Genomic DNA, 26,288 nt, shown 5'->3' on the forward strand with positions numbered 1-26,288 from the left:
GAAATTGAAGGACGACGGAAGGAGCTTCAAAATGACGGGATTTGAAATCACAACCAAGATCTTCAGGGTGGCGGTAGTAGCTCTGCTGCTGATTGCGGGAATGGGTGCCAGCATGTCCGCCCAGGCTCCGGCCCCCACTCCCTGGCCAACGCCAGCGGCGGTTCCTGCGCCCCCGGTCCAGTTGCCGGCGTATCAGACCAGACCGGCGGGCGTTCTTTTCACCGGACAGATTCAGTGGGCATCCTTGGATGCGACGCCTGGCCTGTGCAACAAGGACGACAATCCGGCCCCCACGCCGGCCAATCCTCCTCTGCCGGACGGCTGCAAGACCACCGGCGGCTGGATTGAGGCAAACAATCAGATAATCCGCATCCCTGCAGGGACAGTGGTCGTTATGCCCAATACGTTCCTCACTTGGGAAGAGGTGTTTGAATTCAATCCCAACACCCACCAGACTGACGCCGTCTTTCAGACCGGTCTGGCCATGGCCGACACGTTGCGGTTCCCCGGAACCTATCAGGCCACCATTGACTACAACATCGTCAATGGACAGAACATCGCCGGCATCGTTCGTATTGCCCAGGACGCCGCGCAAGCGATTTCCGGCTTCATTGAGGCCATTGACTATCCCAACGGCACGCTGATCGTCAACGGCCAACGCATCCAGATCAACGACCCTAAACTCACCTTTGAGATTCCCAACCCAGATGGTTCAGGGACTGGGCAGATCGTTACCAAGGGCCGCTACACGGCCGGGCAATCGGCTGATCCGCGCTTCACCGTTGACCAGGGCAACACCACGGTTCGCGCAGGCACGGGATACGACATGTGCATCCCTGTGGTCGCTCCCGGCACCTACAACAACGAGCTGGGCATTCCGGGAACTCCTGACCCCTATGTCTTGAGCGCGCCCCCGGGTTTGACCTTTACCGGGATGGACGATCCCCAATGTCCGGAGATTAACCGTAAGCGCGATAACTTTAATCCCTTACAGCCGCTCCTGACCCTCTTCATTATGAACGCCCCCGGCGCCGCGCCAACGCCTGAGAACCCGTTCCCTCAGGATCCGTACGCGGAAGCGCCTTTTGAAGTGGGCGATTGGGTTGACGTTCTCCCCACCCTGGAGTGGGACGCTACGACCAATAGCTCGTTCATGACCGCTACCGAAGTTGCCGGCAACGTGGCCATTTATACCGCTCCCGGCGTCGATCCGGCGTATGTCTTTATTGAAGTTGCCCTCATGGGTACGGCCGCCACACCCGATCCCAACTTCCCGCAAGAAGCGGGCGTCAGGACCAGGGTGGAAGGCATGACCTCTGACCCGACTCGCCCGGTGGACGTTTCGGCGATTGACTATGATTGCAACGGCAACCTCACCTTCCGCGAACCTTCATGGGTGGCCAGCTTCCCCGTGGAGCCCGGTCCTCCGAACATCGGCAAACGTGGCCGGTGGCGTGTACGCTTCCCCCAGGGCGGCAACTTCATGCCTCCCGTGGCGAACGTCGGCGTGCGTGTAAGCGGCGCCGTAGTGGGCAAGAACAAGAGCGGATCGGATACCGGTGAATACCAGTTGCCCATCGGCGAGTTCATCTACCCTGAACTCCTGATGCCCGGCAATCCTCCGGTGCCGTTTAACTTCGCTGATTTCCAATATCTCACCAACGGTTCAGGGCCCATGCCTTTCCTGGGCAGCGTGTTTGACAGTATTCAGGTGCAGTTGGGCCTAGCTCCATTGCCCTTCTATCCCAACCAGAACACCGGCCAGCTCAATCCGTTCCCCTATGACTCGACGCCTGCGCTGACGTGCTTTGCGGGTACCTCGAGTTCAGTCGCGCGGCCGCGATTCACGTCCTCGCCGAACCCGCCGTTTGCGGGCGTGACCGTCACGCTTGATGGTACCGCCAGCACGCCGCCTACGGGACCGTTCGCCTGGTCACAGATCGTCAATCCTGGCGATCCGGTCGTCAACATCATTAACCCGACCAGCGCCAAGCCGACCTTTATCGCTCCGGTCGTGGCTGGCGGGCAGAACCTGGCCTTCCAGTTGATCGTGGGCGGGGACGGAATTACGCCGGCCTCAGCGCCAGCCACCTTGCTGGTGCCGATCGTGGTACCGGCGGCGGGTACGCCCCCGGCCACTACCGCCAGCGCGTCCTTTGCTGGTCCTCCGGTTGTCAGCGGAACCACGATTACCGTGCCCAGCGGCGCGGTGGGCGTGACGCTCACGGCTGCGGGAGTTGATCCTGCGGGTGGAGCACTCACCTTTAACTGGATAGCCCCTGCTGGAATCGGGCTCGTTCCGGCGGCTGCCGATGGTTCGGTGCAAACTTTCACCGCTCCTGTCGTGCCTGAGCTGACGGCGCCTCTGTCCCTTACCTTCAGCGTGACGGCGACCAGCGCCACCAGTGGTCTTATCAGCGCTCCCGTGACGGTGACTGTGATCGTGAACCCGCAGGTCGACATCGTGCTGGTTGTCAATGCGGCCTACCGCACGAAGAAGGCGCGCCTTGATGTATTGGTTGAAGACTTCACTCCGGGCGTGACCCTGACTCTCACCCTGGACATCATCAACCAGGCAACCGGCTTGCCGATCTCGGTCGTGATGGGTCCGGCAGTCCCAGCAGCTCCGGGGCTCTTTTCGGTGATCCTGCAGAACGTGCCGCCGCCGAACATTATCACCATCACCTCCAGTGGCGGTGGCTCGGCGCAAACCGGCATCACGGTCCTGAGGTAACGAAGAAACAGGGCTGCCGGGCTTCGGCCCGGCAGCCCCAAACCTAGATTTCCAAAGCAAGGTAGCAAGGCACCTAGCAGCAGACGAAGAGAGGAACCAACAATGAACTCGAAACTTAAGCGGGCTCCGGGCAAGGACATGACTCTTTCAAACAAGAAATCCTTGCTAACTCGCGGCTCTTGGATGAGCGTACTGGCACTGGCAGTAATCACTCTCATGTCAGCGGCCAGCTATGCCCAAATCCAAAACCTCAGCACGCAGATTGGCACTCAAGGCATCAACCAACCCCGCGGCATGGTTCGCGTCACCGTGCCCAACCCGGCAGGCGGAACGGTCTCGGACTATTGGGTCACGGACAGCGTTGCAGGGTTCTGCCGCCTGTCCGCTGCCGGTATCCTGGAAATCGCTACCTGCGACGTCAACGGTACCTTTGAAATGAAGGACTACCAGGCGGAGACCAACGGAATCAATGGATCCAATGGTTATATCTTCGTAGGCAGCATTGACGGCGTGCGCCGCTTCGACTTCGTTTTCTCTGGTGGACGTACTGCCATCAATACCACCACGGTTTTGGCCGGCGCCGGCTCGATTTTCACCAACGGTGTGGCCATCAGCGGCAGAAACCTGCCTGACACCGTCAGTATGGGGCCCGATGGCAAGCTGTACATGGGGTTTGTCAGCAACACTGACATCTGGCGTGTACTCAATCCGCTGTCTCCCACCTTCACCGTGGCGGGCAACAAGATTGAACGAGTCGGCGTTGACGAAGGCACCGGCGGTCGCGTTACCGCCTTGGCCTGGATCGGCCATGATCTGTGGATGTCAGACGTGGGCTTCATCAACCGCATCCAGAATGCCGATCAGTGCTTTTACACCTTCCCGAAATGCAGCGCGATCATCCAGTTCCGCAACCTGTTCGTGACTGCGGGCATGGAGTCGGACCAGTTCATTTCGTCGATTCCCAACGGCCGCTGGCTGTACATGGCCAACGGCAGCCGCGTCATTCGTTATGACACCACCACGCCCGGTTTCATGGAAGTCTGGAACCAGGCGGGTACCCTGGCTGCGGGCGGGGTACAGCACTACTCGCTCATCACGGGCTTGAACTTTCTGCAGACCTTGAACCCAACCCTGTTGAACGCAACTCCAACGGATCCTGGTCCCACCAATATTGAAGAGATGACGGTGACCATGGACCCGTTTGTGAATGCCCTGTTTCCGCCGGCTCCACTGATCGCGCCGCGGAACGGCGCCGGCAAGACCTGGCTGCTGCCAGCTTCGGCGACTTTACAGGCGGAATTTCAGTGCGATGGGAACGCCACCACTTTAACCGTAGACGTTATGCCGGGGTGCGCCATCGGCTCCATCGGAAACACCGGAGTGGAAGCTTCACCGAACCCCATCGCCGTCAAAAGAGGCATCCTGCTGGCTTCCGGCATCACCCATCCAAGGGGAGTCCTTTGGCTGGCCAGCAATTGGTGGGTCTCTGACGAAGCTCTTGGTTTCTGCCGCATTGATGTGAACCCCATCACTGGGAACGGCACGCTCTCCAATTGCTTCCAGCCAGACGCGACCTTCATCCCGGGGCAGACAGCGGCCGGCGCACCTGACGCCAACGGCGTGCAGGTGGTCTATGTGCCGGACGCCTCCGGTATCACACCGAGCATCTACAGGTTCGTCTTCACCCCTGGTCCTGGCGGCGGGACCCTGGTCCTGAACGGGATCCTGGACGGCACCGGCAGCAGGAAGGGTACTTGGCTACAGACCGTGGCCCTGCCTACCGGCCCCTTCAATGATGGTGCCCTGTACGTCGGGTACGCGGACAGCGGATTCATGGAGAAGATCACCAATCCGGCAACCGCCCCGTCCGCAGCTGGACAGATCGCCAGGCTCTTCAATGGCACTGGCGTAATCAGCATGGCCTTCAACGGCAACGACCTCTACCTCTCTGAGCTGGGGCCGCCGCCGATCGCTGGCCAGTTCATCAAAAAAGGACAGGTGACCAACCTCCTGAAGGCTTCGCCTAGCATGGCCCAGGGAGGCGCCTCGCCGGTCAAGCGCGCCATCGCGCGTCTGCAGACTCCGCAGATCATTGTGGAGAACTCTGGTGGGTTTGCAGTCGGTCCCACAACTTACAGGCCGTCCTGCTTGCCGCCTCCGGGTGTGAAGCTTTCACCCAGCGTTCCGGCAGATCCAGCAACCACCCCAGCGTTCTACATCGGAACTCTGGGACTACCGGCCGATGGCGTCCTCAGTCCTGGCGTGAGCAATGGCCTGGCCGAGGACCCGGAAGTGGATCAGTATGACTTCGTCTGCAACGTCCAGAACGTGTACGTGACGGACGCGGCGCTCGATCCGCTCCTGAGCTCTAACCTGCCTCTGGGCGCTGTAACCGCGATCGGGTTCACCAGTCTCACCGATCCCACTGCGGTCATGGCGATTGGCGACGATCCTTCCGTGATCGTTCCCACGCAGACGCGGCAGAGAGGCATCATCCGCAAGAACGGGCCTCCGGGAACGGGGTCGGTTGGACAGGGACACGTTTACCTGGTCCAGTAATGATGTATGGCAACCAACTCGAACAGGCCGGCGCAGTTTCACGCGTCGGCCTAGTTCGCTTAAACGCAGAAACGCAAGTCCGTATCCTAAGGGCTCTCATCGGGGGATGAGGGTTCAGAAGGTACCCAAGCAGCAGAGGCAGTCACAGACATCTCACGTGGCGCCCTGACGAAAAATGTAACTTCGGGTTCAGGTCAACCCAAAAAACTGTTGCGGGCAAACTAGCTTACCGGGTATGCTAGGGCAATTCAGAAATCCTAAAATTGACCATTCATGGCTTACCTTGCCGTTTCGCGGCGGAGTCGGGCAAAGATGTACCCCGCCGGCGAGTTCGCCAGGTTTGCTAGTGAACCGCAGCATCCCCCAAAAAAATACGCTGCTGATCCGTGAGTGCGCACCCAAAAGTGTGCTTTCCCGGACATGTGCTTGAGATTGGAGAAACGTCGACATGAATGCTTCCGGGTCGTTGCGCGTTTGGGAAATTTCGGGGGAAAATACCAGCGACAAGTTTGCCTGGTTGAGGGCCGGCAAGGTTGTTGCCCTGCTGGCTGCGTTGCTGGTGGCAGTAGTCTGTCCGTCCTCGGCTCAGACCGTGACCACAACGCTTGGCGCCGGGACCACTCCGTCCGCGGTGGCGGTGAACGTGGCCACCAACAAGGTTTACGTTGCCAACAAGGGCAGCAACGACGTCACGGTGATCGACGGCGCCACCAACGCAACCACCACGGTTGCTGTCGGCACCGGTCCCGCGGCCGTCGCCGTCAACCCCGCGACCAACAAGATCTACGTTGCCAACAGCGGAAGCAATAACGTTACCGTGATCGACGGAGCTACCAATACCACCACCACGGTCGCGGCCGGGACTGGCCCTGCAGCCGTGGCGGTCAATCCGGTGACCAACAGAATCTACGTGGCCAATGGCGGCGGCACCGTCACCGTGATCAATGGCGCGAACAACACCACGGCCAGCGTGACTGCCGGGACGACTCCCGCCGCCGTGGCGGTAAACCCAGTAACCAACCAGATTTACGTTGCCAACAGCGGAAGCAGCAACGTGACCGTGATCAACGGCGCGAACAACGCAACGGCCACCGTTACCGCCGGCACTCAACCCGCAGCCGTGGCCGTGGACGTGGCTACCAACAAGATTTACGTGGCGAACCAGGGTGGCAGCGTCACTGTGATTGATGGCGCCACCAACGGCACGGCCAGCGCAATCACCGGGCTGCTTCACCCGGCCATCACCGTCAACCCGGTGACCAACAAGATCTACGTCGCCAACAGTGGGAGCAATTCCATAACGTCAGTGGATGGCGCCACGAACGCCGCCGGAAGCGTGCCCGCCGGACCTCTCGGCACAAGCCCGGTTGCCGTGGCCGTGGACCCGATAACCAACATGATCTACGTGGCCAGTCCTGGCCCGACTGTGGGCGCATTGACGGTGATCAATGCCGCAAACAATTCCACGACAGCCACGCTCCTTGTGGGGTCAGGCCCCGCGGCTCTGGCGGTCAACCCAGTGACCAATAAGATCTACGTGGCGAACGGGACCAGTAATAACGTCACGGTGATTGACGGCGCCACCAACGCCCTGGCCACCGTCACCACCGGCAACTTTCCTACTGCGGTAGGGCTAAACCCGGCCACCAACAAAATCTATGTCGCCAACGAGATCGACGGCACCGTCACAGTAGTGAACGGGACCAACAACACCACGGCCACCGTGATCACCGGCGCGAACCCTGACGCCGTGGCGGTCAACCCGATCACCAACACAATTTACGTGGCCAATCTCGCCGATGGGACAGTGACGGTGATCAACGGCGTCACCAACGCCACGACCACGGTGACCGTCGGGACGTTCCCGGAAGCGGTGGCAGTGAACCCTGTTACCAACAAGATCTATGTGGCCAACAACTTGGATAACACCGTGACAGTGATCGATGGAGTGACCCTTGCAACGGCCACGGTAACAGTCGGCACTTCCCCAACGGCTGTAGCGGTAAATCCCGCAACCAATAAGATCTATGTCGCCAATCTTGGCTCCCACAGCGTGACGGTAATTGACGGGGCCACCAACACCACAGCCACGGTCACAACCGGGATCAACCCTAAAGCAGTTGCCGTCAACTCGGTGACCAATCAGATCTACGTGGCCGTTGAGACCGGCACCGTGACCGTGATCGACGGCACAAGCAACCTGGCCACTCCCATAGCCGCGGTCGGAAATGTGCCTTTTGCTATCGCGGTAAATCCTGTCACCAACAAGATTTATGTCGCCAATTTGAGCGGCGGCAACGTGACGGTGATTGACGGTGCAACCAATACCGTTGCTGGTACCATCGTCGCCGGGTTGAGTCCCTCCGGCGTGGCGGTCAACCCGGTGAGCAACAAGATTTATGTAACGAACAAGGGTGATTTCAACCTGGCGATCAATGGCACCTTGACGGTGATTGACGGCGCCACCAACAGCACCTCCAGCATTACGCTGGCGCTTACCCCCGCGCCCGTGGCGGTCAATCCGGTCACCAACCAGACCTACGTTGTCAATGAAGACAGCAACAACCTGATGGTGATCGACGAGCAGCAAGAGCAAGCGGTGCCGCTCATCACAACCATCACTCCACTGGCCGGGAACACCACTGCCAGTGCCACGCCCACGTTCACGTTCACGGCAGCCAGCACCTTTGCTCCAACGGCGCCTCCGGTGACCCACCTCTATTTCCAGTTTGACACCTGGCAGGGACCCTGGCTTGCGGCCACAGGCGGCCCGGCAACTTTCAACGGAACAGCGCCCGTACTGTCAGCCGGCACGCACATTCTTTACGCCTTCGCCACCGACGGGCAGGACGCCACCTCCACCATCACCGGCTTGGGTAGCAATCCGCTCACCGGCTCCATCACCGCCTATTTATTTGACGATACGGCGCAGGGCGCGGCCACCAGCACCACGGTAACTTCGTCGGCGAATCCTTCGACAACAGGGCAGTCCGTCACCTTCACTGTAACTGTTACCAGCGCTTCCGGGACGCCAACGGGCACAGTGGCGTTCTTTGACGGCGCCAACTCCATCGGGACCGGTACGCTGAGTGCGGGTCAGGCCACGCTGTCCACTTCCACGCTGACGGCCGGTACGCACTCGATTACCGCGCGATATGCCGGCAATGCCACATTCGCCGGGAGCACCTCGGCCGCGATCACGCAGACCGTGAACGGCCAGGCCACAACCACGGTTGTGACTTCTTCGCTGAATCCCTCGACCGTGGGACAGACTGTCACCTTCACCGCCACCGTTACCGGCAGCTCGACGCCGACCGGCACGGTGTCATTCCGCGATGGCACCACCACCATCGGAACCGGCACCCTCAGCGCAGGATCGGCTTCGCTGTCCACTTCAGCCCTTACGTCTGGCTCACACTCGATCACCGCGGTTTACCAGGGCGATGCCACTTTCAATCCCAGCACGTCGGCGGCGGTTACGCAGACCGTGAACGGTGTTGCTTCAACTACTTCGGTCGTCTCGTCGTTGAATCCCTCCACCTTCGGGACGTCCGTCACGTTTACCGCCACGGTCAGCGGCTCGGGAACGCCCACCGGCACCGTGACAATCCTTGACGGAGCTGCGGCCATTGGGTCCGCTCCTGTGAGCGCAGGCCAGGCTACGGTTTCCGTTGCCGACCTGACCGTCGGCGCGCACTCCATCACCGCTTCCTATTCCGGTGATGCCACGTTTGCCGCCAGCACCTCGGCCGTACTTACGCAGACCGTGACCGTGGTGGGGACCACCACCGTCGTCACCTCTTCGGTAAATCCATCCACAACGGGTCAAACGGTCATCTTCACGGCCACCGTGAGCAGCAATACGATAGGAACGCCTACGGGCATCGTCACCTTCCGTGATGGCGTGACCACCATCGGAACAGGCACGCTTGATCTGGCAGGGCAGACCACTCTGTCCACTGCGGCGCTGACCGCTGGGGCGCACTCCATCACCGCCATCTTCGGTGGCGACGCCACGTTTACCACCAGCACCTCGGCGATCTTCACGCAAACTGTAAACACCCCAACCAAAGCCGCCACCACTACGGTTGTAGCTTCGTCGCTGAATCCTTCCACCACGGGCCAGAGCGTTACCTTCACGGCCACGGTGAGCAGTGCTTCGGCCGGGACGCTGACGGGCACGGTTGCGTTCTTTGATGGCGCAACCAGCCTCGGCACGGGAACCGTAAGCGCCGGGAAAGCAACGCTCGCCACGGCAGCGCTGGCGGTTGGTTCGCATTCGATTACGGCCGTCTACTCGGGGGACGCCGCGTTCGCGACCAGCACCTCGGCGGCCCTCACACAAACCGTAAACAAAGCCGCTACCACCACGGTTGTAGCTTCGTCGTTGAATCCTTCCACCGCGGGCCAGAGCGTTACCTTCACGGCTACGGTGACCAGCGCTTCGGCCGGGACGCTAACAGGCACGGTTGCATTCTTTGACGGCGCAACCAGCCTCGGCACGGGAACCGTGAGCGTCGGGAAAGCCACACTCTCCACGGCAGCGTTGGCGGGCGGTTCGCATTCGATTACGGCCGTTTATTCGGGCGATGGTACGTTCGCGACCAGCACCTCGGCGGTTCTCACCCAAATCGTAAACAAAGCCGCCACCACCACGGCTGTGGCTTCTTCGCTGAATCCTTCCACCGCGGGCCAGACAGTTACCTTCACGGCCACGGTGACCAGTGCTTCGCCCGGGACGCTAACCGGCACGGTTGCATTCTTTGACGGCGCAACCAGCCTCGGCACGGGCACGGTGACCGCCGGGCAAGCCACGCTTTCCACGTCAGCGCTGGCTGCCGGTTCGCATTCGATTACCGCTGTTTATTCGGGCGATGCCACGTTTGCCACCAGCACTTCGGCGGTGCTCACACAAACCGTAAACAACTCGACCAAACCGGCCACCACGGCCACCGTCGCCTCGTCGCTGAATCCTTCCGCCACGGGCCAGTCAGTTACCTTCACGGCCACGGTGACCAGCGCTTCAGGGACGCCGACCGGGACGGTCACCTTCCTTGACGGGACAACCAGCCTTGGCACCGGCACGCTGAGCACAGGACATGCCACGCTTTCCACGACAACGCTGGCTGCCGGTTCGCATTCGATTACCGCGTCCTACCAGGGCGACGCCACGTTTGCCGCCAGCACCTCCACCGTGCTCACGCAAACCGTGAACAATCCGGCTGCTGACTTCACCATTGGCGCGGCCTCCGGCAGTCCAACATCCATCACCGTGAAGGCCGGCTCGCCAGCCAACTACTCGCTTCAGATCGCTCTTCCGGCCGGCGTCGCGGGCCCACTGAATGTGACGATTACCTGCACGGGAGCGCCTTCGAAGGCAAGCTGCAATGGACCCGCTGTGCCGGTGAACGTCACGGGAGCAGCGCCAACCATCGTTTCCGTCACCGTAACCACGACTGCGAATGCGATGTTGTTGCCAGCGCCTTCGTCCCGGCCCGGCAATCCGGTAAATCTCTTGCCGATTCTTGGCCCCTTGGCAATTCTGTTGCTGTTATTCTGGATGGCAACCAATAAGCGGACCGCAAGACTCGGTGAAGGCCTGGCCTGGCCTGGGAAACTGGCTCCTGCCATGCCCGTGCTCGCCTTGTTCTTGGCGATGGCGTTTGTGAGCGGTTGCGGCGGCGGAGGCAGCAGCACCACTCCACCACCGCCACCTCCGGTCACCGGAACGCCAACCGGTACGTACACCCTTACCGTGACAGCCGTCGCGGGCAGCGTGACGCACACGCAGCAATTGACGCTTACCGTCCAGTAAAATTGGACGGGGAAGCAAGACGGGGCGCAAAAGCTTGGCAGAGACGCGTTCTTTTGGTGGACACGAAGAAAGGACCTGAATGCGGAAGTCTATTGATCGATTCCTAAAGAGCGCCTTCGGGACGCGACCGATTGACCGATGTGTGTGCGCTCTCCTGCTTTGCGTCTTGGCTCTGTCTGCGGGATGTGTGATCTCGCCCCGCCGGACTTTGGGCGGCGGAAGCGGTTCGGGTTCGGGGTCGGGAAGTCCCACCCCAACTCCCACGCCTGGTACCGGTGCTGCGGGGAAGCTGTACGTCTCCAACTCAAACACCAACTCCATCCTGCGTTTCAACGGTGCAGCTACATCCAACGGCAATGTTGCCCCCGCGGCAAACATCTCCGGGGCTTCGACCCAGCTCAACAATCCACAGCATATTTTTGTGGATGAGACCAACGACCGCCTCTTCGTGGCGAACCAGGGGAACGCGTCCGTCCTGGTATTCGATGCCGCCAGCACAAAGAGCGGTAACGTCGCTCCCACGCGCACCATTGCCGGCGCCGGTACGGGGTTGCTTTCGCCGGCTGACGTGGCCGTGGATGCAACCAAAGACCTTCTCTATGTCGCTGACGGGCGCGACGTGTTTGTCTTTACCGCTTCCACAGCAAATGGAAATATTGCCTTTACCCGCGATATTCAGGCCGGCTTTGTCATCTCCGCCATGTTTGTGGATAGCGCGAACAACCGTCTCTTCCTTGCCGATTCCGCCGCAAATGCCATCAACATTTATGACAACGCCAGTACCCTGAACCTGAAGGTGGCTCCTTCGCGGGCCCTCACGGGAGCAGCCACCCAGCTCAACACGCCCTCGGGAGTTGGAGTCGATGCGGTAGGTAAATTGGTGGTCGGCAACGCCGGCGGGAACAGCATCACGGTCTACGTGAATGCCGGGGCCACCAACGGAAACGCCTCCCCCGCCATCGTCATTTCCGGCGCGAATACCACATTGAGTGTGCCGGCCCAGATCGCGGTGAACAAGTCCAATACTCTGGTTGAAGTTTTCGTCGCCAATTCCAACGGCGTGAATGTGCCAGTCTTCTCTAATCTGGGGGGGACGTCGGGGAATATTGCGCCTTCCAGAAACATTGTTGGCGCTTCCACCTCGCTGGCAATCCCGTCAGGCATAACGCTGGATTCCACAAGGTAATCACCGGCCCGGGCTGACCCGTCAGTGGGGCGGAGAGGCATCGTGCGTCCCGTAAGACTGCGAACGTAACCCTTTGGCTCGCGGCAATTGGTCCGCGGGCTTTTTCTGCAAGCAAATCGCTAGAAGCTTAGCCTGCCTCAGAAGGGCCGCTTTTCTGGCTCCGTCCTGGGTAGAAAAGCGCAGAGAGAAGATTAGAGAGTTTAATCGGACATTAATCTCTTGCTAATGAGCGCAAGCGATCATCATGCTGACGTTGCGGGGTCAGAGAACTCAGCCTACCTTCCGGGTTCTCAGTAGTGCGGATCAGTTCTATCGGGCAAAGAGCACGATTTCCTACCGGGTCTTATCCCCTCGTCACAGAAGCTTTTCATTTTGGTCCTGCATGGGCGGGCCTCCTTCCGGGAAAAGCGGCAAGCTTAGATATTTTTACAACAGCGACAGCTCAAGCGATTGCACCTTGCAGCCTTGACCATAAAAGAATTCAGAGCAGAGATATTTAATGTAGCTCTAATCCATTCTTAATCTGAAAGCGTTCGACTGCATATATCGCACTACGATATCTCAGTTACGACATATAGAAGCGCCGGGTTACACGGCGCAAAGGGCAAGACGAACTTCCTTCCGGGCTTCGCCCTGCTTCGAGAAAAGTTGTGATGGCGGTCCGTCCCTTGGACGGCGATCCGCCTGTTGGGCAGAAATCTAGGAGGAAACGTTCATGATCTCCCCACGGAGAATTACCCGCGCATTCTGTCTGGTCTTAACCTCGCTTGCGTTGTGTGCTTTTGCCGCGCTGGCATTCGTGCTCCCGGCGGCCGCGCAGGCCCCGGGCAACTACGTATATGTGAATAACCAGACGGTAGCAAACTCCGTCAACGCTTACTCCGTGTCTTCCACCGGCGCCCTTTCGCCCTTGCCAGGCTCGCCCTATGCCACCGGCGGCGTAGGCGCCAATGTCCTCTGTTATGGCTTAAACCGGATCACCATCAGCGGCGCCAACAACTTGCTGTTTGTCGCCAATACCGGGAACCAGACCATCAGCGTCTTCCAGATCAATCCCGCCACGGGCGCTTTGACCCCGGCGGCCGGATCGCCTTTTGCCAGCGGCCTCACCCTCGATAGCTGCCAGGGGCTCTCGCTGGCGGTCACACCCGATGGTGCGTTCCTGATGGCCTCCAGCAATGGCCTGATCAATACATTCAGCGTTGCTGCCAATGGATCGCTGGCCCCGTTCGCCTCCACCGCAAATTGCTGTTCGCCCATGGCCGGCATGGTGATCTCCGGCAATGGAAAGTTCCTCGCTGCCTCCAACGAGAACAGCGTGTCTGTTTACACCATCGCTGCCGGCGTGCTTACCCCGGTGCTGGGTTCGCCCTTCCCCAAGACCGGCACAGGATTGATCTCCGGACTGGATTTCAGTTGCGCGGCCGACCGCCTTTACGGTGGAGAGGCCACCAGCATCAACACCATTACCGACGCATGGACCGTGGATGCAAACGGCGTGCTGACTCCTGTTCCCGGCAGCCCGTTTCATACCACCGGCACCAATTCGAACGTTGTTCATCTCAGTCCTGACAACGCGCTGCTCTTGGAAAGCAATCAGGCCAGCAACAGCGTAAATTCCTCCAACATCCTGAGCGATGGCCGCCTGAGCAACGTCGGCAAATTCGGCGGCACCGCCGCGGTGCACGTGCCTGCAGGCATGGCCACGGACGCTGGCGGAAGGTTTCTCTACGTAGCAGACGCCAATTTTGGCGTAGCTGTTTTCAAAATCAGCGCAGGCGGCCTGCTCACGTCTTTGAGCGATAATGCCATCAATCGTCCGGGCCAGATCCAGGACCTGGCGGCCTATCCTCCGCGCTCCTGCGCCAGTGCTGATCTTTCCATTACCAAGTCAGCTTCGGCCACCGTGGTGGCCGGGAGCCCGATCGTCTATACGATCACCATCACCAACAACGGCCCGTCGGCAGCGTCGGCCGTGGTATCGGACACCGTGCCGGCCGGCACAACGCCCGGCGGGAACCTGAAAATCGTTGCCGCCACCGGAGCGCAGCGCGCCAGCGGCGTAGTCACCATCCACACCACGGCGCCGCATTCCATCTTTGCCGGAGAAGCGGTGTCTATTACCGGAGTAGGGGACGCCAGCTTCAACGGAGCATTTACCGTTGCTTCGGTCCCGGACGCTTCCTCTTTTACTTACAATCAGGCAGGAACGGATTTGATCAGCGGCGGCGGCAACGCCACCACCCCGAATTGCCAGGTCCCCGCAGGGGGCACCGGCGTATGCGGCGCGGTAACAGCGGCGCGCGCCATACCGATTGTTGCTTCAACCGGAGCCAAGCGAGCGAGCGGCGTGGTGACCATCACCACCACGGCGCCGCATGTTCTGCTCGCCGGTCAAACAATTTCCATCGCGGCCGTGTCGAATACCAGCTTCAACGGCACATTCCCGATCGCTTCTGTCCCCACCCCCACAACCTTTACTTACAGTCAGGCAGGCGCGGATGCCACCAGCGGCGGCGGGAATGCTGTCACCGGGCAGACCTTGACCGTTGCGTTCGACTCTCTCGCCAACGGAGAGACGCAAACCGCTCTCCTCACCACCACCACAGCTACTACAGCCGCTAACGGCGCGGTGATCAGCAACACTGCCACCATCAGCAACAAATCCGCGGTTGATCCCACTCCCGCCAACAACACGGCCACCGCGGCAGTGACTGTGGGGACGCCCGTGGCCACCACTCTTACCGTCCCCAACGGCACCGGACCTTACGGCGGACTGGCTACGCTTTCAGCCGTCCTGAAGAACAGCGTTACCAATGCTCCTATCGCGGGCAAGCTGCTTACGTTCCAATTGAACGGCAGCACCCTGGCCAGCGCGTTGACCGATGCCACCGGAACAGCCACGGTTACTACTTTGCCGATTGGCACCATCTCGGTCGGGACCCATGTGTCTGCCTTCACCGTCAGCTTTGCCGGCGATTCCAGCTTCCTGGCCAGCAGCTCGGTGGGCACGCTGGTGGTAACTACGGCGCAGTTGACGGTCACCGCCGACAACCAGTCCCGTCTCTATGGCGATCCCAATCCGCCGCTGACGTACACCATCACCGGCTTCGTCAACGGTGACACCATTGCGGTGGTGAGCGGGGCCGCCAGTTGCTCCACCACAGCCACCCCGGCCAGCCCGGCGGGAACGTATCCCATCACCTGCACTCTGGGCACGCTCGCTGCCACGAACTATGTGTTTGTGTTCGTGGACGGCACGCTCACGGTGAACCCGGCGCCGTTGACGGTGACGGTGGCCAATGCCAGCCGTGCGTATGGCGCAGCCAACCCGGCCTTTACCGGCACGATCACCGGTTTGAAGAACGGTGACGTAATCACCGCAACGTATAGCACCACGGCCACTGCGGCCAGTCCTGTGGGGACTTATCCCATCACCGCAACTCTGGTGGATCCCGGCAACGTGCTGGGAAGCTATGTGGTCACCAACACTCCTGGCACGCTGACCGTTACGGCCGCGTCCCTGGTGGTTACCGCCAACAACGCAGCGCGCTTGTACGGCGATCCCAACCCCGCCTTCACCGGGACGATTGCCGGATTGGTGAACGGTGACAACATCACCGCTACTTTCACCAGCGCGGCCACTCCGGCGAGTCCAATCGGAAATTACGCCATCGTGCCAGCTTTGCTTGATCCCACGAACAAGCTTGGCAACTATGCGGTCACCCTCAACAACGGCAACCTGGTGGTCAGCCCCGCGCCCTTGACCGTGACGGCGGCCAATGCCACTCGCGCGTTCGGCACTCCCAACCCGGTCTTCACCGGCGCCATCGTAGGCATCAAGAACGCTGACAACATAACAGCGACTTATGCCAGCCCTGCTACCGCGACCAGCGCGCCGGGAACGTATCCCATCGTCCCGACGCTGGTTGATCCCACCGCGAAGCTGGGCAATTACACCGTGACCGTAAACAATGGCACGTTGACCATCACCGCCGCGGCATTGACGGTGACTGCGGACAACGTGAGCCGCTTGTACGGCGATCCCAACCCGACTCTGACCTACACCATCACCGGCTTCGTGAACGGCGACACCATCGCGGTGGTTAGCGGCACGGCCGCTTGCACAACTACGGCCACGCCGGCCAGCCCGGTGGGAACGTATCCCATCACCTGCACTGCGGGCACGCTTGCCGCGTCGGGCTATGTATTCGTGTTCGCCAACGGCACGCTGACCGTGAACCCGGCGCCGCTGACGGTGGCTGCCGCGAATGCCAGCCGGCTCTATGGCGCTGCTAACCCGGCGTTCACTGGCGCCATCACCGGCATCAAGAATGGTGACAACATCACGGCAACCTACGCTAGCGTGGCCACTGCAACCAGCAACGCCGGCACTTACCCGATCGTCCCCACACTCGTGGATCCAACGGGCAAGCTCGGCAATTACACCGTGACTTCCAACAACGGCACGCTGACCGTGACCGCGGCGCCGTTGACCGTGACCGCGGCTAACGCAACCCGCGTGTACGGCGATCCCAACCCGGCGTTCACCGGCACCATCACCGGGCTGCTCAACGGTGACAACATCACCGCAACTTATGCCAGCGCGGCCACGCCAGCCAGCTCCGTGGGGAGCTACGCAATCGTGCCCACGCTGGTGGACCCGACGGGCAAGCTCGGCAATTACACCGTGACTTCCAACAACGGCACGCTGACTGTGACTCCGGCGGCGCTGGTTGTGACTGCCGCCAATGCAACGCGCGCATTCGGCGATCCCAACCCGGCCTTCACCGGTACTATCGTCGGCTTGAAAAACGGCGACAACATCACTGCCACGTTCTCCAGCCCGGCTACTGCAACCAGTCCGGCGGGAACGTATCCCATTATCCCGGCGTTGGTTGATCCTACCGGCAAGCTCGGCAACTATACGGTCACCGCGAACAACGGAACGCTGACTGTGACCTCCGCGGCGCTGGTTGTAACCGCGGCCAACGCCAGCCGGTTCTATGGCGATCCGAACCCGGTCTTCACCGGGACGATCACCGGCGTCAAGAACGGTGACACCATCACGGCCACGTACAGCAGCACGGCCACCGCGACCAGCGCACCCGGGACGTTTGCAATCGTACCCACGCTGTCAGACGGCGGCACGGGCGCGCTGGCGAACTACACCATCGTGATCAACAACGGTATTCTCACGGTGAATGCCGCTCCGTTGAGCGTGGCTGCGGCCAATGCCACCCGCCTTTACGGCGCTGCCAACCCGGTCTTTACCGGTACCATTACCGGCCTGAAGAACGGTGACAACATCACTGCCACCTACACCAGCGTCGCTGATCCCACAAGCAATGTGGGGACCTATCCCATCGCGCCGGTGTTGAGTGATCCAACCAACAAGCTCAGCAACTACGCGGTCACTCTGACCAATGGCACGCTCACCATCACTCCGGCTCCGCTATCGGTCACGGCAGCGAATGCCAGCCGCCTGTACGGTGATCCCAACCCGGCCTTCACCGGGACGATCACCGGGCTGCTGAACGGTGACAACATCACGGCGACGTACTCCAGCGTCGATGCGACGGCCGCCGTGGGAACCTACCCGATCGTGCCTGCCCTGGTTGATCCCACCGGCAAACTCGGCAACTACACGGTCACTTCCAACAACGGAACGCTGACGATTACGCCGGCGCCGTTGAGTGTGACTGCGGCCAATGCGGCGCGCGCATTCGGCGATCCCAACCCGGTCTTCACCGGCGCCATCGCCGGAATCAAGAACGGTGACAACATCACCGCAACATATAGCACCACGGCCACCGCCACCAGCCCGATTGGAACTTATCCAATCGTGCCTGCGCTGCTTGACCCGACCGGCAAGCTCAGCAACTATACGGTCACCATCAACAACGGAACGCTGACGATCTCGCAAGCTGTGCTGACGGTTACCGCCGCCAATGCCGGCATGCTATACGGCGATCCTGTTCCTCTCTTGACCGGCGTCATTACCGGTTTGAAGAACGGTGACACCATCAGCGCGGTCTACGGCACCACGGCAACCCCGGCCAGTCCGGTGGGGATCTACCCGATCATCCCCACGCTGGTTGATCCCAATAACCAGGCTGTCAACTACACGGTCGTGATCAACAACGGATCGCTCGTCGTTAGCCCGGCTCCGCTGCTCGTGACTGCGGCCGATGCCAGCCGCTTGTACGGCGACCCCAACCCGGTCTTCACCGGCACGATCATCGGCATCAAGAACGCTGACAACATCACCGCCACGTTCTCCAGCGCCACCGATCCAACCACAACCGTGGGAACGTATCCAATCGTGCCCACTCTGGTTGACCCGGCCGGCAGGCTGGCCAATTACGTGGTCACTTCAACCAATGGCACGCTCACGATAACCCCGGCCCCGCTGACCATTCAGGCGGCGGATGCCACTGCACCGGTGGGCTCAATCCCGGCCTTCACCGGAACGATTACCGGAGTGAAGAATGCGGACGTGATTACGGCCACCTACTCCACCACCGCAGACGCCACCAGCCCGGCTGGAACGTACCCGATTGTCCCGGCCGCTGATCCCAACCCGGTGCTGGTCAACTACTCGATTACATTGCTCAATGGAACTCTGACTCTGCAGTAGCAACACTGTTCGACTGAAGGCCGGCGGTCCTCCGCCGGCCCTTTTTGATCGCCGCGACATAACGCCTTGCCCAATTCGGCCGCGCAAGCGGCCCCTGAAATCCTCCGCGCCAAATTAGGAACTTTAATCGGTGTCTCTTTAGTTCTTAATCCACAGCTTCTATCTTTGATCCATAAGCTCAGGGTTAGAGAAGCAATCGTACTTCCGGGTTCTCTATGGCTCGAAACTAGCGAGATCCCGCCTTCATGAGTTTGGTGATAGTTTTGCCAACTCCTCTACCCAACTAGAAGTAATCAACTTGATCGTTGCGTCTGCCGTTCTTCCGGGTGGCGGCGAAACCACGGGGCGGTTTGTCTCCCAGCGAGGCAAGCGGAAACGTCCATGATGGTGTGCGCTCTCACTGCCCGGACACGTTGTTGGTCCCTGCAATTGCGTCTGCTTCCGTCATCGTCCCACAAAAAGTTCATGTGTCCTGGCCAAGGTAGCCGGCAAGGTATGAGCATCAACCTGCCAGGGCGCAGTTGGGAACGTTGTGAAGGCTTTAAATTCGAAGGAGACTAACGTGACCTCCCCTTACGCCAACCGCTTTTTCGTCCGCGCCGCCAGTGTGGCAACCCAAGTTCCTGCTGTCAGACAAATATTTACTGCCGTGTTGCTTCTGGCCGTTGTTCTTTTAGCGTTGCCCGCGATGGTCCAGGCCCAGAGCTACGTCTATGTGAATAACCAGGACGTGGCCAACTCCATCTCCGGCTTTGCTGTCTCTCCCGCCGGCGCGCTGTCTGAAGTTCCCGGATCACCGTTCTTGACCGGCGGCGTCGGGTTTACCGGCACCTGCTACGGACTTGACCGGATTGCCATCAGCGCGCCGAACAAGCTGTTGTTCGTTTCCAACAGTGGAGACCAGACGATCAGCGTGTTTCAGATCGATCCCGCGTCGGGGTCTCTGACGGCGGCGCCCGGCTCGCCTTTCGCCAGCGGGCTTACGCTGGATGCATGCAGCGGCATCTCGCTTGCCGCCACGCCGGACGGCAATTTCCTGATGGCTTCCAGCAATGGCCAGATTCAGACGTTTAATGTTGCGGCAAACGGAATCCTTACCCCTGCGGCCACCACGGCAAACTGCTGCTCACCCACGGTGGGAATGAAGATTGCCGCCAACGGAAACCTTCTGGCGGTCTCCAACGAGACCAGCGTTTCCGTCTACGCCATCAATGCCGACGGGTCCTTGACTGCCGTCACTCCCGGCTCGCCGTTTGCGCAGACCGGAACCGGCCTCATTTCCAGCATGGACTTCAGTTGTGCTGCTGACCGGCTTTACGCCAGCGAAGCTTCCTTCGGCTCATCTAGCATTACCGATGCGTGGTCCGTGGACGCAACTGGCGTCCTCTCACCCGTGGCCGGTAGCCCGTTCCTGGCTCCCGGGAGCGATTCCAACGCAGTTGTCCTCAGCCCGGACAACTCGCTGCTCTTCGTCAGTGACCAGTTCAGCAACAAGATCAACTCTTTTTCCGTGCATGCAGACGGCACTCTCGCCAGCCTCGGCAGCTTTGGCGGCGTAACCTCCGTCCATGTGCCGGCAGGACTGGCCACTGACGCATCCGGCAGCTTTGTCTTTGCCGCGGATGACACCTTCGGCGTCGCGGTATTCAAGATCAATGGCACCGGCAGCCTGACCGGTGTGGCTGACGTTGCAATCAACCGGGCCGGATCCATCCAGGGCCTGGCTGCTTATCCTCCGCGGAGCTGCGCCAGCGCCGACCTCGCTCTGACAGAAACCGCTTCGCCCTTAAGCGTCGAAGCAGGATCCAACGTTACCTACACGGTGACCATTACCAATAACGGACCGGCCGCGGCTTCGGCCACAATTGTGGACAATCTGCCCGCAGGGACGTCCATTGTTTCCTGCACCGCAACCGGCGGCGGGGTTTGCAGCTCCTCTTTCGCCAACCCCCACACCATCACGTTCGCTTCTCTGGCCAGCGGTGATGTACAGACCGTCACCATCGTCGCGCAGACCAGCACCGCGCTGCTCAATGGCGCTTCGGTCACCAACACGGTAAGCATTGGCAACAAGTCGGTCATTGATCCCGATCTAACCAACAACTCCGTCAGCGCCACCATCAGTATCACGGCGCAGCCCGGGCCGACGACTCTCACGGTTTCTCCGGCCACAGGCTCGTATGGCGGATTGGCAATTCTTACCGCAACATTGCGGAAGAGCTCCAACGGGGCAGGCGTGAGTGGCAAGTCGGTTGCGTTCACCCTGAATGGCGTTCCCGTCGGCACCGTGCTGACCAACGGCATCGGCGAAGCGATCCTTACCACCAGCGTTGCTGGCTTACCCTTGGGCGCCTACCCGGGAGCCGTCAGCGCCAGCTTTGCCGGCGACCCGCTCTTCAACCCCAGCAGCGGCTCGGCATCGCTGACCATCAACAAAGCGGTCCTGACCGTGATTGCCACCAGTTCCACCAAGGTCTATGGCGACCCCAATCCGGCCTTCACCTATGCCATCTCCGGTTTCATGAACGGGGACACTGCTTCCGTAGTCAGCGGGACAACCACCTGCAACGCCTCCACGGACGCAACCACTCCGGTAGGACGCTATCCGGTTACGTGCGACCTGGGCAGCTTGTCCGCCGCAAATTACACATTCACGGTCTTGCCCGGCACGCTGATCATCACTCCGGCGCCGTTGACGGTGGCCGCGGACAACGCCACCCGTATCTATGGCGATCCCAATCCTGTGTTCACCGGCACCATTACGGGTTTGCGGAACGGCGACGTTATCACAGCCAATTTCTTCAGTAACGCAACCGCATCCAGCCCGGTAGGGACGTATCCCATCCTGGCGACGTACAACGACCCGGCAGGCAAGCTCGTCAACTACACGCCCGTGGTTACTGGAACACTCACGATAACGCAGGCAACCCTGACGGTAACGCCTGACAATCAGTCGCGTCTCTATGGCGACGCGAATCCTGTGCTGACCGGCGTGATCACCGGCATCAGGAACGGAGACAAAATCACGGCAACTTATTCGACCACCGCTGTCCAGACCAGCCCAGTGGGAACGTATCCGATTACGGCTACGCTGGTTGATCCCGGGGCGCGACTGTCTAACTACAACGTGACGGTGAACACTGGCACTCTCACCATCAATCCGGCCCCGCTGACTGTCACTGCGGACAACGCAAGCCGGCTGTATGGCGATCCCAACCCGGTCTTCACCGGTACCATCGTTGGCATCAAGAACGGCGATGCGATCACGGCCACCTATTCCAGCCCTGCCACTCCCGCCAGCAGCGTGGGAACGTATCCCATCATTCCCGCTCTGGTGGACCCGACCGGCAAGCTGGGGAACTACACGGTGACCTCAATCAACGGCGTGCTCACCATTAGTCCGGCGCCCTTGAGCGTCGCCGCCAACAACGCCAGCCGTGTCTACGGCAATGCGAACCCGGCTTTCACGGGGACGATTACCGGCTTGAAGAATGCTGATCCCATCACGGCAAACTTCACCACCACGGGCACTCCGGCGAGCCCGGTGGGAACCTATCCCATCACGTTCGCATCGTTCAACGATCCAGCAGGGAAGCTGGGCAACTACACGGTGACGTCGATCAAGGATGGCACGCTCACCATCACCCCGGCGCCGCTTACAGTCACCGGATTCAACGGAACACGTCTCTATGGCGATCCTAACCCGGCCCCCACGATCACCGGCATCAAGAACGGCGACGCGATCACCGCCGGCTACGATGCCACTGCGCCTGGCCCAGCTACGCCTGCGGGAGGGACCTTCACGCTGGTTCCTGTTGTCAATCCATCCCCGGCGTTGAGCAACTACACCGTGACCATTCAGAACGGCCGGATTACCATCAACAAGGCGCCGCTCTCGGTGGTGGCCAATAGCTTCTCACGGCCCTTCGGTTCGCCCAACCCGACGCTGACTGGGACCATTACCGGGGTGAAGAACGGTGAGAACATCACCGCCAGCTTTACCACCACGGCGACGCAAACCAGCAACGCAGGAACCTTCACGATTACCGCGACGACGACGTTCAATCCCACGACTCTAAGCGCGAACTACACGCTGACCTCGAGCAACGGAACGCTGACCATTACCGCGGTCCCGTTGACCATCACGGCCAACAACCAGACCATTATTCTGGGTGGAGCGGTGGCAAACTCAGCCACCTATAGCGGCTTTGTGCTGGGCCAGACGCCTGCGAACCTCTCCGGCAATCTGAGCTGCAGCGCCGCCAAAGGCACGGGGAACGTGGGAACGTTCGCTCCTCCGAACGGCATCTCCTGCTCCGGACAGAGCTCGACCAACTACACGATCACATTTGTTCAGGGTACCGCGACCGTGCAGTACGAGCCTGCTGGGGTGAATTGCTCCAACGGCCCCGGACATGTGATCCTGGCGCCGATCAGCGCAGCTGGCACCACGACGTTCACCAAGGCCTCCACGCCTACCATTCCGGTACAGTTCCGGGTGTGCGGTGTGAGTCTGGCATCGGTGTCGTCATCCGGAGTGGTTTCCAGCTTCGTGCTCACCTCGGTCAACGGTACGCCGGCCAGCACTCCTGCTCCGCAAGGCGGTCCATTCGCCTTCGTGGGCGGCGCGCTTGCCAACGGCGCGGGTAACGCAGGCTGGCAGTTCAACCTCTCTACCAGCAACCTGACTGTGGGTAACACCTACGGGTATCAAATCAACCTGAACGACGGAACGTCGATCAGCTTCCAGTTCAAATTGCAGTAACCTCCCCCACCTGAAGGGCGGCGCAAGCCGCCCTTCACCACTTCGCTCTTGGTGAACTTCATGTTGATCATCAAGCGCATTTGTGCTGCTCGTGCAATCATCCCTGGAAACTTCGGTTCTGGTGGTTGGCGAATGCGGTGAAGGTCATTGCCTCCCCCGGAACGTCACGACCCCCGCTTCGTTGACGTTGCAACGGAAAGGAACTGCCCTGATTCGCAAACGCGACGGCGGACCCATGATCGCCTGGCGCGGACCCAACCCCGGACGGGCTGGCGGGAAACCGCCAGCCTTGTTTTTCTTGGGCGATGTCAGGTTTTGATTCAAAGAGCGATCTGATGAACAGGTCAGCCCTTTTTCTTCGTGGCCGGCGCTTTCTTGGTTGCGGGTTTGGTTGCCGGAGCAGAGGCGGGAGCGCCTTCACAATAGCGCAACGTAGCTGCGGGTGTACCTGCGCCTTCCACGATCGTCACCACAAACATCCGGTCATATTCATTGGCGGCGATCTCCGGCACCTTCCCCGCCTGCAGACGCGCTAGGACAAAAGGCAAAGTATCGCTGTGCCCGACAACAACTATGTTGCCGGTGCCGGCATAGGCCAGATTGCGGATCAGGGTGTTGGGGTCTTTTGCCGGAATGACTGACGGCGTCAGTTTCAGCGCCTTGGCCAAAGGCGCGGCGGTTTGCTGCGTCCGCTTGGCATCCGTGACGTAAATCTGCTTGATCCCTGCTTCTTTCATCATTTTAGCCAGGCACTCGGCCCGCTTCTCCCCGGCCGGGTTCAAAGCGGGATCGGGGCCAGAGGAGACTTGTTCGGCATGTCGAACCAGAAAGATCGTATGGACGTTTTGCGCCGCTGCCAATTGGCACATCAAGCCCGCGAAAATGACAGTAAGAAACGTATGTCTTAACTTCACCTTTTTCGTCCCTCCTTGACCTCATTACGTTTGTACCATTTCTTGCGCGTTTTTTGACAGTGGAAAGTGGGTTCGGTAGTGGGTCAGTTTAGACTGACCCACTACCCGTATCAGCGTCTAGCGATTCGCGCGGGCCTACAGGCAGACGGTCAGCCGGTTCCACTTTCAGATTCCGTTGTGGAGCCGTCGCCATGCGGGATACTGCTGGTCTTGGGCTGTCTGCGCAGCAGAACGGCATCAGGTGATTGCCTTATCGCGGAAGAGTCGCCGCACGCAGCGTCCGGCAAGGCCTGCCGGAATTTATGTTACGATAACCCATCCCCATCTCACTTTCATTCGTCACCAAAGGAAGGTATTTTTTGAATATGTTCCAAGTTCTCGTGATGATCGGTGTCTTAGCTGCACCTGTACTGGCCCAGCCGCAGGCCCCTGCATCGAGTGATGCAAAGGCGCAGAGCGGGCAGAATTCGCAGACGCCCGCAGGCGCTCCGGGGACGGCCACGCCGCCGCAGCCGCTTCAGCCGCCGCAACCGGTTGCCCCGGATGCCGCTGTGGTTACGATTCACGGCCTTTGCCCTGACGGCCAAGGCAAATCGGGGCAGTCTGATTCGTGCTCTTTGGTATTGACACGGGCGCAATTTGAAACCATGGTCGCCTCCATCAACGTTTCTAACCAAACCTACACGGAGCCCGCGCTGCGTAGTCTGGCCTCGGGGTTCGTCACAGTGCTGGCTCTAGCCGATGCCGGCGAAAAAGAGGGAATCGAAAAAGATCCGCGTTTCCAGGAGTTGATGAAGGTCACGCGCAAGCGTGCTCTCGCGGACGCTTATCGCCGTTTTCTGCAGGAGAAATACGGCAACCCTGCGCCCGAAGAGATCGCCGAATACTACAAGCAGAACATCCATCAATTTGAGCAGGTGAAGATTGACCGCATTCTGGTCCCCAAAGTGAATCCCAAGCGGTCGCAGGAGAACCGCGCGGAATTCGAGAAGAAGGCGCGTCAGTTGGCCGGCGAGATTCGCGAGCGGGCGGCCCGAGGCGAAGACATGAACTCGCTCCAGATAGAAGCCTATAAATCACTCGGGCTTGTTGATTCCCAGCCTCCTCAAGTGGAAGTGAATACCAGCCGAAAAGGCGTCTTGTTGCCGGCAGTGGAACAGAAAATCAATGCTCTCAAGCCTGGCGAAGTCACCCCGGTTGAGGCTGAACCGTCAGGATTCAACATCTATAAGCTGCGTGCCAGAAACACGGTTCCGCTTGAAACGGCCAAGGCCCAGATTGTCCGCGAGCTCTCCCAGAAAAACATTGACGCTGCTATGAAGGCCGTGACCAGCCGCGTGCATGCCGACTTCAACGAGGATTTCTTTAAACCCCACACCACGGGACCCGCACAAAAGCCCCGCCTGCCGTCCGGGACAGCGCAAGAAAGATAGGCGCTCTGGCGACACCAGACGTTGAGTGTGAGAAATCAAGCCGGGAGGCTTCAAGTGCCCTCGCCAATAATAAGGACGTCACTTTGAGAAGGTCGCGCGCCGAGGGCATTCAGCCGCGCGGCACTTCGCCCAAGCGGACTTATGAGGAGTCTAGGTCCCTTTTGACGATCACGGTACATTAGCCGACTTCCCGCTACTAATCGTAGTAAGCCGGCATCGAATCACTCCCGTGGCCGGCAAAC

At 60.2% G+C, this 26,288-nt stretch carries 8 protein-coding genes; 7 read left to right on the forward strand and 1 reads right to left on the reverse strand.

Annotated features, from left to right (window positions below; all coding sequences use genetic code 11):
• The first annotated feature begins 31 nt into the window (after window positions 1-31).
• From LAO20_19230 to LAO20_19255, 6 genes are all read left to right on the forward strand, one after another.
• A complete protein-coding gene (locus tag LAO20_19230) occupies window positions 32-2,734 on the forward strand; it encodes a hypothetical protein (protein ID MBZ5533568.1) in 2,703 nt (900 codons plus the stop codon).
• Window positions 2,735-2,917: 183 nt separating this feature from the next.
• The gene (locus LAO20_19235) at window positions 2,918-5,293 is read left to right on the forward strand and encodes a hypothetical protein (protein MBZ5533569.1); all 2,376 of its coding nucleotides are present in this window, start codon (window positions 2,918-2,920) and stop codon (window positions 5,291-5,293) included.
• A 448-nt stretch (window positions 5,294-5,741) separates the two neighbouring features.
• A complete protein-coding gene (locus LAO20_19240; protein ID MBZ5533570.1) occupies window positions 5,742-11,108 on the forward strand; it encodes an Ig-like domain repeat protein in 5,367 nt (1,788 codons plus the stop codon).
• 187 nt (window positions 11,109-11,295) lie between these two features.
• Window positions 11,296-12,294, forward strand: a complete 999-nt coding sequence (locus tag LAO20_19245) for a hypothetical protein (protein MBZ5533571.1) — start codon at window positions 11,296-11,298, stop codon at window positions 12,292-12,294.
• 715 nt (window positions 12,295-13,009) lie between these two features.
• Window positions 13,010-18,934, forward strand: coding sequence for a beta-propeller fold lactonase family protein (locus tag LAO20_19250; protein ID MBZ5533572.1), 5,925 nt, complete (start codon window positions 13,010-13,012; stop codon window positions 18,932-18,934).
• A gap of 562 nt (window positions 18,935-19,496) precedes the next feature.
• Window positions 19,497-23,699: a DUF11 domain-containing protein gene (locus LAO20_19255; protein ID MBZ5533573.1), complete on the forward strand. Its 4,203-nt coding sequence runs from the start codon at window positions 19,497-19,499 to the stop codon at window positions 23,697-23,699.
• A 344-nt stretch (window positions 23,700-24,043) separates the two neighbouring features.
• Here LAO20_19255 and LAO20_19260 read toward each other — a convergent pair whose 3' ends face one another.
• Window positions 24,044-24,613, reverse strand: a complete 570-nt coding sequence (locus tag LAO20_19260; GenBank protein ID MBZ5533574.1) for a histidine phosphatase family protein — start codon at window positions 24,611-24,613, stop codon at window positions 24,044-24,046.
• A 365-nt stretch (window positions 24,614-24,978) separates the two neighbouring features.
• On the opposite strand from LAO20_19260, the gene LAO20_19265 reads away from it, so the two are divergent.
• Window positions 24,979-26,046, forward strand: a complete 1,068-nt coding sequence (locus LAO20_19265; protein ID MBZ5533575.1) for a peptidyl-prolyl cis-trans isomerase — start codon at window positions 24,979-24,981, stop codon at window positions 26,044-26,046.
• Window positions 26,047-26,288: the final 242 nt, after the last annotated feature.

It is taken from the genome of Terriglobia bacterium (assembly GCA_020072815.1).
Lineage (GTDB): Bacteria > Acidobacteriota > Terriglobia > Terriglobales > Acidobacteriaceae > Angelobacter.